This is a genomic window from Flavobacterium sp. WG21 (assembly GCF_000335775.1).
Classification (GTDB): Bacteria; Bacteroidota; Bacteroidia; order Flavobacteriales; family Flavobacteriaceae; genus Flavobacterium; species Flavobacterium tructae.
Genome location: NZ_AMYW01000008.1, coordinates 82,902 through 98,188 on the forward strand (window position 1 = coordinate 82,902; position 15,287 = coordinate 98,188).

The following is a 15,287-nucleotide window of genomic DNA, read 5'->3' on the forward strand; positions in this document are numbered from 1 at the left end:
AAGCAGTTTCAATATCAATGGTAAAAAGCAATTTCAACATCAAAATTCTTAGTAACAAAGGGAAGATCACAATTGCTGATAGCAAAATCAAGCCTTTGCACCTTTGAGTCTTTGCACCTTAAAAACAAAAAGTTATCTTTACAAAATGGTATTAGTAACTGGAGGTACAGGTTTAGTTGGCGCACATTTATTACTTCATCTGATTGAGAATGGAGAAAACGTTCGGGCTATTTACAGAACTCAAAATAACATTCAAAAAACCAAATCGGTTTTTGAGTTGTACAAAAAAGTGGATCTGTTTGAAAAAATAGAGTGGCTTGAAGCCGATATCCTGGATGTTCCCTCTTTGGAAACTGCGTTCTCAGGTATTGATTACGTTTACCATTGTGCTGCTTTAATTTCATTTGATCCAAAAGACGAAGAGCTGCTTCGAAAAACCAATATCGAAGGAACCGCCAATATGGTTAATTTTTCTATTGCCAAAGACGTAAAAAAATTCTGCTTTATAAGTTCTATCGCTGCTTTAGGTGATTTAGCAGCTCATGAAACTTACATTACTGAAGAAACAGACTGGAATCCCGAAAAACCTCATAGTGATTACGCGATTTCTAAATACGGAGCCGAAATGGAAGTCTGGCGCGGTTTACAGGAAGGTTTAGATGTAATCATCTTAAATCCGGGTGTTATTTTAGGGCCAATTCCAAAAAACAAAACTCACGTACAAGGAAGCGCAGAGCTTTATGCAAAAGTTGCAAACGGTCTTTCTTTTTACACTCTTGGAAGTACCGGATTTGTCACCATAACGGATGTCATAAAAATAGCTGACGTGTTAATGAAGAGTGACATTAAAAACGAACGCTTTACCTTAATTGCCGATAATATTGTTTTTAAGGACATCCTGAATACTATTGCCGATGCTTTAAAAGTAAAAAGACCAACCATTCATGCCACGCCCTTATTCATGAATTTCCTTTGGATTGCCGACGGAATTTTTTCGACTCTGTTTTTTCAAAAAAGACGCCTGACAAAAGCAACTGCAAAGGCTTCTTATTCCAGTAATTTATATTCTAATGAAAAAATAAAAACCGCTCTGGGAGGAACGGTTTTTCAGGATGTACATGCGTACATAAAAGATGTTTCGAGACTTTAACTATCTCTTTAATCGTGTTGTTTTTCGGATAGAATCCAAGCTCGTCTTACTCAGCTTGTTCTTGATCGTATCTTTAACTATAGGTTTCTTCTTTTCTTTTGCTGCTTTCTTTTCTTCAATTTTCACAATTGAATCTGTAGCTCTTTGGTTGACAGCCAGACGCTTTCCTACTTCATCGAATATGCTTTTATAATTCTCATAATCGGCAGCGTAGTAACGGTTGTTTTGTGAAAATTGCACACTATCCACTTTATATTTTTTTAAAATAAAAGCAGTAGGACTGGTTTCAACTGAATCTGCCGAAACCGGGTGCTGGTATTTCATAGCTTCAAGGATAGACAAATCATACATAATATCAATCATTTTATCTTTCTCGATAAGCTTTGCAGGCTGCTTTACCAGCTCTTTTTTACAACTTACAGAAAGAAACAACACCAATATTATCACTATAAAATTTTTCATATCAGCTTTTTATCTGTCAAACAATAGACGTTTTCCTGCGCGAATGTCTTTTACTTTAAAGTTATTGTAAACCATTTCACCGTTTACAAAAGTATGTGTAATTCTCGACTTAAAAGTAAAATTCTCAAAAGGCGACCATCCGCATTTTGCCAAAATATTTTCAGGTTTCACACTCCATGGCAAACTTGGGTTTACAATCACTAAGTCGGCAAAATAACCTTCTTTGATAAAACCTCTTTTTTCTATTTTGAAAAGCTTAGCCGGATTGTGGCACATTTTCTCCACAATTTTCTCCACGCTGATTTTCCCCTGATGATGCGCTTCAAACATCGCTACAACCGCATGCTGCACAAGCGGACCGCCAGATGGAGCATTCACATAAGGTTGCATTTTTTCTTCTTTAGTATGTGGCGCATGATCGGTTGCTATTACATCAATACGTCCGTCATTTAAAGCTTCCCACAATGCTTTTCTATCGTCTGCTGTTTTTACCGCAGGATTCCATTTAATAAAATTCCCTTTGGTTTTATAATCTTCGTCTGTAAACCACAAGTGATGCACACAAACTTCGGCAGTAATTTTCTTTTCTTCAAGTGGAATTTTATTGGTAAACAATTCCATTTCTTTCGCAGTCGAAAGATGAAAAATATGCAAACGAGCTCCCGTTTTTTTCGCTAGTGCTACCGCTTTTGAAGAAGAAATATAACAGGCCTCTTCACTGCGAATTAAGTGATGTGCCGTTACCGGAATATCATCACCATATTGTTCTTTGTACAGCTGTAAATTATTTTTAATCGTCGTTTCGTCCTCACAGTGTACCGCAATTAATAGCGGAGTACTTGAAAAAATCTTTTCTAAAACTGCCTCATTATCTACCAGCATATTTCCTGTTGAAGATCCTAAAAAGATCTTTATTCCGGCAACATTCTTCGGATTTGTTTTTAGAACTTCCTCCAGATTATCATTAGTTGCCCCCATCATAAACGAATAATTCGCAAATGATTTCACTGCTGCAACCTGATATTTATCTTCTAATATTTCCTGAGTTACAGCATTCGGAACTGTGTTAGGTTGCTCTATGAAAGATGTAATCCCTCCAGCCACCGCAGCTCTTGACTCTGACTCGATATCTCCTTTGTGTGTTAGTCCCGGTTCTCTAAAATGAACCTGATCATCAATAGCCCCCGGAATTAAATAATTCCCTTCGGCATCGATTACTTTACAATCGGATGTTTTTAAACTGATGCTGTCTGCCACTTCAACAATCAGATCGTTTTCGATTAAAACATCTCCTTCAAAAATAGATCCTTCGTTTACAATTTTGGCATTTTTTATTAGAACCCTATTTATTTTCATAGCTTTATAAAGTATTGACTAGTTTTTTCAATCGAAGTGAAATCACTCCCAGTATAGCTTCTTTGATAATGGCATTGCTCATTTTAGAAACTCCTTTTGTTCTGTCAGTAAAGATAATCGGAACCTCTTTAATTTCAAATTTAGCACAATAGGTTCTGTACTTCATTTCAATCTGAAACGCATAACCCACGAATTTAATTTTGTTGAGATTGATTTTTTCCAGCACTTCTCGTTTGTAACAAACGAAACCTGCTGTTGCGTCGTGAATTTTCATTCCTGTAATAAATTTCACATACACCGAAGCAAAATACGACATCAGAACACGGCTTAAGGGCCAGTTCACCACATTTACACCTGTTACATATCGGGAACCAATCGCTAAATCTGCTCCACCAAAATGGCAGGCATCGAACAATTTCTCAAGATCATTTGGATTATGAGAGAAATCAGCATCCATTTCAAAAATGAAATTGTACTGACGTTCTAACGCCCATTTAAAACCATGGACATAGGCAGTTCCTAAACCGGATTTTTTAGCTCTTTTTTCTAAAAATAACCGTTCCGGAAATTCTTCCTGTAATGCGACTACTTTATTGGCAGTGTGGTCAGGCGAATTATCATCAATAATTAAAAGATGAAAAGGTTTGTGTTGCGAAAGTACAGCTCTAACTATGCTTTCAATATTTTCGATTTCGTTGTAAGTGGGGATTATGACAATACAATCATTCATTTTTCTGAGTAATTTCACCGCAAAAGTAAACTTTTTATAGCATTTGATTCATAATAAATATATAATAAAACTATTGATACAAAAAATTACTAATTTTGCATCGCTATGATTGAACAACTTCACCCCCGAATTCTGGAAAACAAAGACTGGGCAACACTTTTATTCGTGTTGACCTTTGCTGTTGTTGCCATGACTAAATCAGCTTACGAAACCCGATTTAGCGAATTCAGTAAGCTTATTTTTTCTGACAAGTATGCTAAAATCTATCGCGACAACAATCATTTAAGAAGCAGTTTTACGGTTGGTTTGTTTTTTGTACAAGTTGTTTCGTATGCTTTTTTCATCCAGCTTACCATGCACATTTTTGGATATGCATCGAAAACAGACTGGATTTTATTCATTCAGCTGGCTACCTTTTTACTTTACTTTATTCTGGGAAAATTTTTAATTGAAAAAATTGTAGCCACTTCATTCAACATTGACGAATTTGCAGAACTTTTTAACTTACAAAAAGTAACTTACAGGACTTATATAGGCGTTTTAATCCTTCCTATTAATGCTGTTTTGTTTTATTATGACAATATTCCTAAGATTGTACCCCTGGCAATAATCGCCATTTCGCTGTGTATTAGCCTGTACTCTTATTTTATTTCAATAAAAACGTATCAAAATGCAATAATCAGCAAGTTATTTTATTTTATTTTATATCTTTGCGCTCTTGAAATAGCCCCTTATTATTTCCTGTATTATTGGATTACAAAACAGGCGGCTTAGTAAATGTTTATAATATGAAAGTGAAAACAATTTTGGTGTCACAGCCTGAACCTAAAGTGGAAAATTCTCCTTACTTTGAGCTCCAACAAAAACACAAAATAAAAATTGATTTCAGACCATTTATTCATGTGGAAGGGGTTAATGCAAAAGAGATCCGATTACAGAAAATCGATCTTAATCATTATACTGCAATCATTTTGACGAGCCGTAATGCGGTGGATCATTTTTTTAGAGTAGCAGATGAGATGCGTTATAAAGTTCCTGAAGGATTGAAATATTTCTGCCAATCTGAAGCTGTTGCATTCTACCTGCAAAAGTATGTTGTGTATAGAAAGCGTAAAATTTACGTGGGAGCAAAAGACTTTGCAGATTTATCGCCGCTTATCAAAAAATACAAAGACGAAAAATTCCTTTTACCGGCGTCTGATCAGTTAAACGCTGATGCACCCGTAACATTAAACAATCTGAAAGTAGATTGGGCACAAGCTGTTTTTTACAAAACAGTAATGAGCGATCTGTCTGATCTGGCTGATGTTTACTATGATGTTTTGGCTTTCTTCAGTCCAACCGGAATCAAATCATTGTTTAAAAACTTTCCTGACTTTAAACAAAACGATACCAGAATTGCTGTTTTTGGAAGCACAACTCAAAAAGAAGCGCTTGATCATGGTTTAAGAATTGATATTCTTGCCCCAACTCCTGAAACACCTTCGATGACGATGGCTTTAGAGAAATATATTGCAGAAGCAAACAAAGGAAAATAATCCTTTTAGAAAATAATAATTTTTAAAATTCCAAATTCCAACCATAGAGTTGAAATTTGGAATTTTTCTTTTAAAAAACAATCCTCTCCCCAATCTTTGTTAAATCACTAAAACTCTAACAAAGAAAAACAAGCAGCATTTTCAGTTTCCATTTGGAATTTGGAATTTCAAAGATTGGAATTTTATTTTTCAAATCATTTTGAGTACATTTGATTTACAACTACAACCAAATAACTAAATTTAGTTTCAAATCAAAACTCCAATGAAGATCAACTCCCTTATTATTGAAATTGACGGTATCGACAAAGAAATCCTGCGTTACCTGATGGACGATGCGCGAAAACCCATTTTGCAAATTGCTAATAAAATAGGTATTTCCGGAGCTGCGATTCATCAGCGATTGAAAAAACTGGAACAATCCGGTGTTATTTCAGGCTCTAAATTCACCGTTAATCCAAAAGTATTGGGATACAACACCATGGCCTTTGTTGGTGTTTATCTGGACAAAGCCTCCAGAAACTCCGAAGCTGTAAAAGATTTAAAAAAAATCCCTGAAGTTTTAGAATGCCACTACACCACAGGAAACTGGTCGGTATTGATTAAAATCATCTGTCGCGATAACGAACACTTAATGCAGCTTCTAAATACTAAAATTCAGGCAATAGAAGGCGTTTCCAGAACAGAAACCTTTATTTCCCTGGATCAGCAAATCGACAGGCAAATTCAACTTTAGAAGCTCTTTAATGTATCAATTAGAGAATGAAATAATTAGATAATTCTTCTACCCTTATAAACAATTAGACCCGAAAGGTTTTAAAAACCTGTCGGGTCTTGTCTCTATCAAAAATTATCTAATTGACAAATTACCTCATTAATTCCTTCTACTTCCGGAATAGACCGAGATATAGTACAACAAGGTTGCGATTGATCCGATAGCGGCAACAACATAGGTTCTTGCTGCCCATTTCAACGCATCCTTAGCTCCGGCTTGCTCTTGCTGCGTCAGCATATTTTTATTTTCCAACCAAGCCAATGCTCTGTTACTTGCATCATACTCTACCGGCAGCGTAATAATTGTAAATAAAGTTGTTGCAGCAAAAATGATAATTCCGATCAGCAATAGCCCCGGAAAGGTTCTGATCATTAAAATTCCGGCTAACAAAATCCATTGTACATAATTAGATGCGACACTTACAATCGGTACCAATCTGGAGCGCATTGTCAACCACTCATAACCAACAGCGTGCTGCACCGCATGACCACACTCGTGCGCAGCCACCGCAGCCGCAGCCGCATTGCGTTCGTTGTAAACCACCTCGCTTAAATTTACGGTTTTATCTGCAGGATTGTAGTGATCGGTTAACTGACCAGGTGTCGAAATAACTCGAACATCTCTAATACCATGATCAGCCAGCATCTTTTCGGCGATTTCAGCACCACTCATTCCATTTCTTAATTGCAGTTTAGAATACTGCTCAAATTTACTCTTGAGTCTTGAACTCACTATCCAGCTGAACAACATAATTGCTCCGGCAAGAATTAAATATCCACTTCCCATATCTTTGTTTTTTTTGATTGATTACTAAATTTACAGTACAAACCGCAAATTCTGAACCAAATTCAAAAAATGTCATTTTGACATTTTAGCGTCAGGGTATTCCTCAAGTGACTTTACAAAAGCTAAAAATTTTCTCTACAACTCCAATTGCTTATTGATTTCTTCAAATCTCCCAATCAGATCGTTGATTTTTGCTTGTTGTTTTTTAATTTGTTTCGGACGAATGTAAAACCAGTTCACTCCTATCCAAAGCAATACCACTCCATACGTTAGCAACGCATAAACAAGGGACATTCTCAAAGTATACTCATACATATACAAACCAATCCCGACACCCAATAAAATGAAGTACAAACTTAGAATCGTCGACTGCATAAACTGCTGTTTTTTTCGGATTAGAATCAATCGCTGCAGGTACTCCTGATTGGATTGCGTGGTATCAATATTTTTATAACCGACCAATAATCCATTATAAACACCAACATACATTACCATGGCCACAATCACCAGTACAATTCCTATTTTGGTAGAAATAAATTCCGGCTGATAGTAGTACCAGACAAAAAGAATAAATGCAGTAGTTGCCAAAAGCAAAATATTAGTAATCCACAGATGGCGAAGGCCGGCTGCTTTAAATTCTTTCAATCTCCCCAATAAATCTTTCATATCGGGCTGACTTACGGATTGTTTTTTCCACAAATCTTTGAAATCTATATTGTTATTTTGGTCCATTTTCCTTAAATTTTTGAGTCAGTTTTTCCTTTATCCTGTGAATTTTCACTCTTGTATTTGCTTCCGAAAGCCCCACAATTTTGGCAATTTCAGCCTGTTTTACTTCCTCAAGTTCGAGCGAAATAATAATACGTTCCGTTTCAGGCAATTCAGCAATACACTGGTACAAAAACTGGATTTGCGGTTCTAACGATTGTTGTTTCTCTTCCTGCAAATTCACTGGAAGATCTGATTTAAGAAAACGCTTTTCTTTTTCTATTTGCCGCAAACAGTTATTAGAAGCTATCCTAAAAATCCAGGTTCCAATGCCCGACTCGCTTCTAAAAGTGTCCAGTTTTTGCCAGACAATAACAAAAGTCTCCTGAGCCAAATCCTGAGCAATATCATAATCATTAACAAAACCCATGCAAAGCCTGAAAATCCTATCCCAATACGTTTTATAGATAACTTCAAATTCCATTAGTACTATTTTACGAAATTATTCACCTGATTTAAATACCACGCTGCATCATCATACATAATAAAGTGTAACCCTTTAGCGGCATATTGAAAATTAGCATTTTTTAAATTTTGATACTGTCCTTCAATAGCAGGTTTTAAATTTACAAAATATGACTCCAGTAAAATCAATGATGGGCATTTTACTTGTGAGATTTTTTCTCTTAAATCAGTATTAGAAAAATCGCAATACATTTCGGCAAATGTTTTTCGGTCTGATTTTACACTCCAGTCTACTATCATATCAATTTTTGAAGCATCCTGAACCAGTCTTGGCATTGTTTTTTTCTGCATGTCTAAAAACTGAGTCTCCGTCATAGCCGTCATCTGATTCACCATTGACGAACAGTCGTTATTTTCTTTTGATTTAAAATTAGGGTCCATCAGAGCAGCCATACACGGAAGCGCGTCTACTACAACAATTTTACCGATCAATTCCGGATAATCTGCTGCCAAAGCCAATGCAAATCCTCCGCCCATACTGTGACCAATTACAATTGGCTTTTCGATTTTATTTGTTTTGATGAAGTCTGCAATTTCAGTTTCCCAATTTTTGAAGCTTGCATTTGGCTGTGGTTTCACTCCGGCAAAACCTGCCATGGTAAGTGTATAACAAGTGTGATCTTTTTCTAAATTGGCTCTGGTTTCCTTCCACACATCTCCGGAAGATGCAAATCCTGGAATAAATACAACGGCTTGTTTTCCTTTTCCGGTTTTAAGAACTTCGAACGGATATGATTTTGTTTGTGCAAATACATTTAAACATACTGCTGAAAACAATAAGGCGATAACTAAGATGATATACTTTTTCATTTTTAATAGATTTAAGTTGTTAAATGGTTTATTAGTTAAATTCGCCTTTTGGATACGAGATGTTTCAAAATGTTACAAATCGTTTTAAAAAAAAATAAAATTTAATTTCCAAATTCCAAATTTCAACCTTCATCTATAGGCCTAAACCCCAATCTTTACAAGGGCTCAGATACTCCACAAACAATTATTGTTTTTGGATAAAAAAATATCTTTTCACACCACAATATCAATTCCGGTCCATACAAAAAAACTATAAAACGAGGCTGTCTCAAATATTTATATTCCGCTCCGCCGGAGCTTCTTGATACCGGAAAATTACATTTGCTATAAATATTTTGCTCCGCTGGAGCTGTTTTAAAAAAAAACTCACCCCTAGCTTTTTCATCCTTTCAACAAAGGATACTCGAGCGATAGCGATTGACGAAGTAAATCACACAAGAAACTCCGCAAACTAAGCCGACAATCTTTGTCGATTAACTGATGTGATTTCTCCCTTCAGTCGAAATGACAAAAAAAATCCCAAATCCTAACAAAAATTGGAATTTGAAATTTCTATATTCAAAATTTGTGCAATTTGTGGCTGAAAAATAAGCGCAAAAAAAATCCCAAACCCCAACAAAAGTTGGAATTTGGAATTTTAAAATATTGAAAATTAAAATTATTACCCTACGAGGTTAATAATTTTACCGGGAACAATAATCACTTTATTTGGTGTTTTCCCATCCAATTGACGTAAAGTTCTTTCGTCTTTCATGACAATTTCCTCGATCTGCTCTTTGGTTAAGTCCAAAGGCAATTCGATGGTGAAACGCATTTTTCCGTTGAAAGAAACCGGATATTCTTTGCTTGTTTCTACCAGATGTTTCGCTTCAAAAACCGGGAAAGAAACTTCTGAAATCGAAGTTGTATTTCCTAATTGCTGCCATAATTCCTCTGCAATATGCGGTGCATAAGGCGAAACTAAAATCGCTAACGGCTCCAAAATAGCTCTCGAATGACAGTTTTGCGCAGACAATTCATTCACACAAATCATAAACTGAGAAACAGAGGTATTGAAAGAAAAACTCTCGATGTCATCTGCCGCTTTTTTAATGGTTTTGTGCAATGATTTTAAATTGTCTTTTGTTGGTTCGTCGTTGTTTACGATTAAACCATTATCATCAAAGTACAATCTCCATAACTTTTTAAGGAAACCAAATACTCCCGAAATACCAGCCGTATTCCAAGGTTTTGCCTGCTCTAATGGCCCTAAAAACATTTCATACAAACGTAGGGTATCGGCTCCGTACTCATTACAAATATCATCCGGAGTTACTACATTGTAATACGATTTCGACATTTTCTCGACTTCACGTCCGACGATATATTTTCCGTTTTCGTCAAAAACAAATTCTGCCGTATTAAAATCTTCTCTCCAGTTTTTAAATCTTTCTACATCCAATTCATCTGAAGAGTTTACAAAATTAACATCCACACGAAGCGGTTGCACATTCTGATCTCCAATTTTATTCTTAGACACAAAAGTGTTCGTTCCTTCTAATCTATAAACATAGGCAGTCGTTCCCAAAATCATTCCCTGATTGATCAGTTTTTTGAATGGTTCTTCGGTTGGAGCAAAACCTTTGTCTTTTAAGAATTTGTTCCAGAAACGAGAATATAATAAGTGTCCGGTGGCGTGCTCGCTTCCTCCAATATACAAATCAACACTTTCCCAGTACGCTAATGCTTCTTTGCTTGCAAACTCGGTTTCGTTGTGCGCATCCATATAACGCATCCAGTACCATGAACTTCCTGCCCAACCTGGCATGGTATTCAATTCTAAAGGAAAAATCGCTGCATGATCTACTAAATCTGTATTGACAACTTTATTATTTGTGGTGTCCCAAGCCCAAACTGCTGCATTTCCTAATGGAGGCAAACCGTCTTCGGTTGGCAAATATTTCTCTACTTCAGGTAAAATAATTGGTAAATGCTCCGTATCAATCATTTTTGGAAGACCATTCACATAATAAACCGGGAATGGCTCACCCCAATAACGCTGACGGGAGAAAACTGCATCACGCAAACGGTAATTGGTTTTCCCAATTCCCTGTCCTAATTTTTCTAACGCCGTAATAGCAGCCTGAGTAGCTTCTTTATAATTTAATCCGTTTAGGAAATCAGAATTTGAGATCTCCACATTGTCTTTCGAACCATAAGCAGCTTCAGAAATATCAACGTTGGCAAAAATATTTTTGATTTCCTGCATTCCGTTCTGACCTTTAAAGAAATTCGCAAAAGCATAATCTCTCTCATCTCCGCAAGGAACTGCCATTACAGCACCTGTTCCGTATCCGGCCAAAACATAGTCCCCAATCCAAACCGGAATTGGTTCTTTCGTAAATGGATGTTCTGCATAAGCCCCTGTAAATACTCCCGAAATGGTTTTTACATCAGCCATACGCTCGCGCTCGGAACGTTTTGCTGTTTTCTCGATATACGCCTCAACTGCCTCTTTTTGTTCCGGTGTTGTAATTTTAGCCACCAAATCATGTTCCGGTGCCAAAGTCATAAAAGTCACTCCAAAAATAGTATCAGGGCGAGTTGTGAAAACATCAATTACTTCATCGTGATTTTTCAATTTAAAAGTAACCATTGCGCCTACCGATTTTCCAATCCAGTTTCTTTGCGATTCTTTGATAGACTCGCTCCAGTCGATTTCATTTAAACCTTGAAGCAAGCGCTCTGCATAAGCTGAAATTCGCATACTCCATTGCGTCATTTTTTTACGAATTACCGGAAATCCACCACGTTCTGAAACACCGTTTACGATTTCATCATTGGCTAAAACTGTTCCTAAACCAGGACACCAGTTTACTTCTGTTTCTGCCAAATAAGTCAATCTGTACTGCAAAAGGATTTTCTCCTGTTGGTCAGCCGATAAAGCATTCCACTCCTCAGCTGAGAAAGTTCCAATGTTATCATCAGAAACTGCATTTACATTTACATTTCCTTCTTTTTCAAAAAGAGCAACTAAAGTTGTTATATCTTCTGCTTGGTCAACATTCTTGTTATACCAGGAATTAAACAACTGGATAAAAATCCATTGTGTATGTTTATAATAGTCCGGATTTGAAGTTCGCACTTCTCGGCTCCAATCAAATGAAAATCCAATTTTATCCAACTGTTTTCTATATCCTGCTATTTGTTTTCCTTCTTTATCTACTCCACCATCAATATTAACACGTGTGGTATCTTCCGGACGCTGCCCGGTTTGAATCGCATATTGTTCTGCCGGCAATCCAAAACTGTCGTACCCCATTGGATGCAAAACATTGAAACCCTGATGCCTTTTGAAACGAGAATAAACATCTGAAGCAATATAACCCAGAGGATGTCCTACGTGTAATCCTGCTCCTGAAGGATAAGGAAACATATCCAACACATAATGTTTGGGTTTTTCAGAATTATTTTTTGCTGCAAAAGTTTGGTTCTCAGCCCAATATTTTTGCCATTTTTCTTCAATTTCGTTTGGATTGTATTTCATTTCTAAGTGACTAAGATTCTAAGTTACTAAGGTTCTAAGCTTTTCACTAAATTAATTAAGCCGCAAATTTACATTTATTGTAGATTGTACCAAAGCTATTTCACTGACAAACAAATAAAAAAGCAAAATACTTATTTGTGACAAAATAAAACCACCCTTACTTACTTTCTAAATGAACCGTTGCTGTTCTCTTGTTTTAAAAAAATTAATCATAAGAAAAACATTATCAGAACAAAACAGTTATTTTTACATAGTCACTAATCTAGATGTTAATGAGTACCCCTAAAAAATATTCAATTGAAGTTCGACTTTGGATTGAGGAGGCAGACGGTCCTTTTTTGGGAATTGGAAAAATCTGGCTTTTAGAAAACATTCGCAAAACAGGTTCAATTACCAATGCCGCAAAAGAAATGAAGATGGCCTACAGACAAGCCTGGCAATTGGTTGAAGAAATGAATCGACGTGCCGAAAATCCCTTAGTTGAAAAATTACTGGGAGGAAAAGGCGGCGGTGGTGCAAAACTAACAGAAGCGGGAGAAAAAGCCATCACACTGTTTTACGAAATCGAAAAGCGCATTAAAGACTTTGCTCAAAAAGAAACCCAACATTTAAAATTTTAAAAGAGTCGCTTCATACAAATCTTAACGAAGCTTCTCTTATACTAAAAAATGTCGTTTAAAATCCACCCATTTAAAGCATGATTTTAATCATATTTTACAAGCACTTAAAAGGCTTATTTTTGGTAAATAAAAAAGAACACACATTTAATACCCTATGGAATAGAGGAATAAAAAAAGTTGATTGCACTATTCCTTAAAAAACACATTGAGTGTTAACAACAGAAAATTAAAAATTGAACTCTTTTTTAATCATCAGTATTCATTTTAAAACATACTGAAAATTCATTTAAATATTATGAAACTAAAAATGATACCTTTTTTACTCTTTCCGCTTATCGGATTAAGTCAGCAAAACAACCCAATGTCTGTCGATTCGGTAAAAACTTCCAATATTTTCATGCTGGGAGAAGTGATCATAACCAACCATCAAAACAAAGACACTTTAAACAGAGTCACTTCTAAAACAATGGAAACTCAAAATAAAATGGAAGTTTCAAAAGCATTAAATATGCTGCCGGGTGTAAGTTTGACGGCTTCCGGACCCCGAAATGAATCTATGGTTTCTATTCGCGGATTTGATTTGAGACAAGTTCCAGTTTATATGGACGGTATCCCTGTTTATGTTCCTTACGACGGCTATGTCGATCTGGCCCGATTTACCACTTTTGATCTTGCAGCAATTGATGTTTCTAAAGGTTTTTCATCTGTTCTTTATGGCCCAAACTCCCTTGGTGGGGCCATTAACTTAATTTCCAGAAAACCATCAGAAAAACTGGAATACAATGGCTCATTAGGAATGATTAATACGAACAGCTATAAAGGAAATCTAAACATTGGTTCTAAACTGGGCCAATTTTATGTTCAGGGAGGCTATTCCTACCTAGACCGAAATTCCTTTAGAATGTCTTCCAATTTTGTACCGACCAAAAATGAAGACGGCGGACAACGAGACAACTCATATCGAACCGATCAAAAAATAAGTTTTAAAGTTGGGTGGACACCAACTGAAAAAAACGAATACGCTATAGGCTATATCAACCAGCAGGGAGAAAAAGGAAATCCTGTTTATACGGGTTACGATACCCAAAATCCTCTTTTAACCAAACCTCGCTACTGGCAGTGGCCAAATTGGGACAAAGAAAGTTATTACTTCATTTCTAATTCTAACTTTGACACTAAAAACAGTTTTAAAACAAGAATATATTACGATCGTTTTAAAAACACCTTAGACAGTTATGACGACGCCAATTATTCAACTCAAACCAAAGCTTCAGCCTTTCAAAGCAATTACAACGATTATACTTACGGGGGAAACCTAGAATACCATACACAGTTCATCCCGAAAAATGATCTGAAAATTGCCTTTCACTTTAAAGAAGACGTTCATCGCGAAAACAATCTTGGTGAACCGGTACGCCGTTTTGTAGACAATACTATTTTAATTGGAATCGAAGATGTTTACAAGATTTCTAATCATTTCACCATAATTCCAGGTGTTAGCTACAACATCCGAAAAAACAAAAAAGCTGAGGACTACAACACCACTACAAAAGTAATTTCAGATTATCCGGCCGCAGCTGCAAGCGATGCTTTTAATACACAAATTGGACTGTTCTATAAATTAAACGACGATCAAAAACTTGGCGCAACCGTTTCACAAAAAACCCGATTTGCGACTATAAAAGACCGGTATTCTTATCGAATGGGAACCGCCATTCCTAATCCGGATTTAAAACCTGAAAAAGCAACAAACTACGAAATCAATTATACCGCAAACGCATTTAATAAAGTAACCTTTCAGACGGCCGTGTTCTACAGTGCCCTTTCTGATGCTATTTTAAATGTTAGCAACGTTCAACCCGGAAAATCGCAAATGCAAAATTTTGGTAAGGCAGAATATTTCGGAATCGAGACACAGATCAATTATCCGATACTGGAGAATTTGCTGCTCAATTTTAATTACACCTATCTTGAAAGAAACAATCTGACAGCCCCAACCATCCATTTCACTGATGTTCCCAATACGAAAGCGATGGGAACAATCGAATATTCACCGATTAAAACACTCCGTTTCATCGCCAATTCTGAATTTAATTCATCCCGATCCAGCACCAGTTACGGCACAAGAGTTCCGGATTATACCTTATTTAATTTTTACGGTTCGGCCAGGGTTCTTAAAAATTTCAGCATCGATGCGGGAATAAACAATCTGTTCGACAAAAACTATAGTCTTACAGAAGGTTATCCTGAAGAAGGCAGAAATTTCTTTGTGACACTTCGCTTTTTCAACAATTAATTCAAAAA

14 protein-coding genes are annotated in these 15,287 nt (G+C 36.2%); 6 read left to right on the top strand and 8 right to left on the bottom strand.

Features of this window, described 5'->3' with window-relative positions; translation table 11 throughout:
• Positions 1–145: 145 nt before the first annotated feature.
• Positions 146–1,150, top strand: a complete 1,005-nt coding sequence (locus tag C245_RS0108745) for an NAD-dependent epimerase/dehydratase family protein (protein ID WP_017496214.1) — start codon at positions 146–148, stop codon at positions 1,148–1,150.
• Here C245_RS0108745 and C245_RS0108750 read toward each other — a convergent pair whose 3' ends face one another.
• From C245_RS0108750 to C245_RS0108760, 3 genes are read right to left on the bottom strand one after another with little or no spacing between them, the layout of a single operon-like run.
• Positions 1,151–1,612, bottom strand: coding sequence for a DUF4296 domain-containing protein (locus tag C245_RS0108750; protein ID WP_017496215.1), 462 nt, complete (start codon positions 1,610–1,612; stop codon positions 1,151–1,153).
• Positions 1,613–1,621: 9 nt separating this feature from the next.
• On the bottom strand, positions 1,622–2,962 hold the full coding sequence (locus tag C245_RS0108755; protein WP_026109959.1) for a dihydroorotase: 1,341 nt from the start codon (positions 2,960–2,962) through the stop codon (positions 1,622–1,624).
• Between the two features lie 10 nt (positions 2,963–2,972).
• Positions 2,973–3,698 (bottom strand): polyprenol monophosphomannose synthase, encoded by a 726-nt coding sequence (locus tag C245_RS0108760; RefSeq protein WP_017496217.1) that lies wholly within the window; start codon positions 3,696–3,698, stop codon positions 2,973–2,975.
• Positions 3,699–3,803: 105 nt separating this feature from the next.
• On the opposite strand from C245_RS0108760, the gene C245_RS0108765 reads away from it, so the two are divergent.
• From C245_RS0108765 to C245_RS0108775, 3 genes are all read left to right on the top strand, one after another.
• The gene (locus tag C245_RS0108765; protein WP_017496218.1) at positions 3,804–4,472 is read left to right on the top strand and encodes a DUF4271 domain-containing protein; all 669 of its coding nucleotides are present in this window, start codon (positions 3,804–3,806) and stop codon (positions 4,470–4,472) included.
• 14 nt (positions 4,473–4,486) lie between these two features.
• Positions 4,487–5,236 (top strand): uroporphyrinogen-III synthase, encoded by a 750-nt coding sequence (locus C245_RS0108770; RefSeq protein WP_026109960.1) that lies wholly within the window; start codon positions 4,487–4,489, stop codon positions 5,234–5,236.
• 262 nt (positions 5,237–5,498) lie between these two features.
• Entirely contained in the window at positions 5,499–5,969 is a 471-nt protein-coding gene (locus C245_RS0108775; protein ID WP_017496220.1) for an Lrp/AsnC family transcriptional regulator, read from the top strand.
• A 138-nt stretch (positions 5,970–6,107) separates the two neighbouring features.
• Here C245_RS0108775 and C245_RS0108780 read toward each other — a convergent pair whose 3' ends face one another.
• The 5 genes from C245_RS0108780 to leuS form a co-directional block, all read right to left on the bottom strand.
• Positions 6,108–6,794, bottom strand: a complete 687-nt coding sequence (locus tag C245_RS0108780; RefSeq protein ID WP_017496221.1) for a zinc metallopeptidase — start codon at positions 6,792–6,794, stop codon at positions 6,108–6,110.
• A 135-nt stretch (positions 6,795–6,929) separates the two neighbouring features.
• The gene (locus tag C245_RS0108785) at positions 6,930–7,526 is read right to left on the bottom strand and encodes a hypothetical protein (protein ID WP_017496222.1); all 597 of its coding nucleotides are present in this window, start codon (positions 7,524–7,526) and stop codon (positions 6,930–6,932) included.
• Positions 7,513–7,986, bottom strand: coding sequence for an RNA polymerase sigma factor (locus tag C245_RS0108790; RefSeq protein WP_026109961.1), 474 nt, complete (start codon positions 7,984–7,986; stop codon positions 7,513–7,515). Before C245_RS0108790 ends, C245_RS0108785 begins: the two co-directional genes overlap by 14 nt.
• 5 nt (positions 7,987–7,991) lie before the next feature.
• On the bottom strand, positions 7,992–8,837 hold the full coding sequence (locus C245_RS0108795; protein WP_017496224.1) for an alpha/beta fold hydrolase: 846 nt from the start codon (positions 8,835–8,837) through the stop codon (positions 7,992–7,994).
• Between the two features lie 661 nt (positions 8,838–9,498).
• Positions 9,499–12,363 (bottom strand): leucine--tRNA ligase, encoded by a 2,865-nt coding sequence (gene leuS, locus C245_RS0108805; RefSeq protein WP_017496225.1) that lies wholly within the window; start codon positions 12,361–12,363, stop codon positions 9,499–9,501.
• Positions 12,364–12,635: 272 nt separating this feature from the next.
• On the opposite strand from leuS, the gene C245_RS0108810 reads away from it, so the two are divergent.
• A complete protein-coding gene (locus C245_RS0108810) occupies positions 12,636–12,983 on the top strand; it encodes a winged helix-turn-helix domain-containing protein (RefSeq protein ID WP_157495802.1) in 348 nt (115 codons plus the stop codon).
• 307 nt (positions 12,984–13,290) lie between these two features.
• Positions 13,291–15,279 (top strand): TonB-dependent siderophore receptor, encoded by a 1,989-nt coding sequence (locus tag C245_RS0108815; protein ID WP_157495803.1) that lies wholly within the window; start codon positions 13,291–13,293, stop codon positions 15,277–15,279.
• Positions 15,280–15,287: the final 8 nt, after the last annotated feature.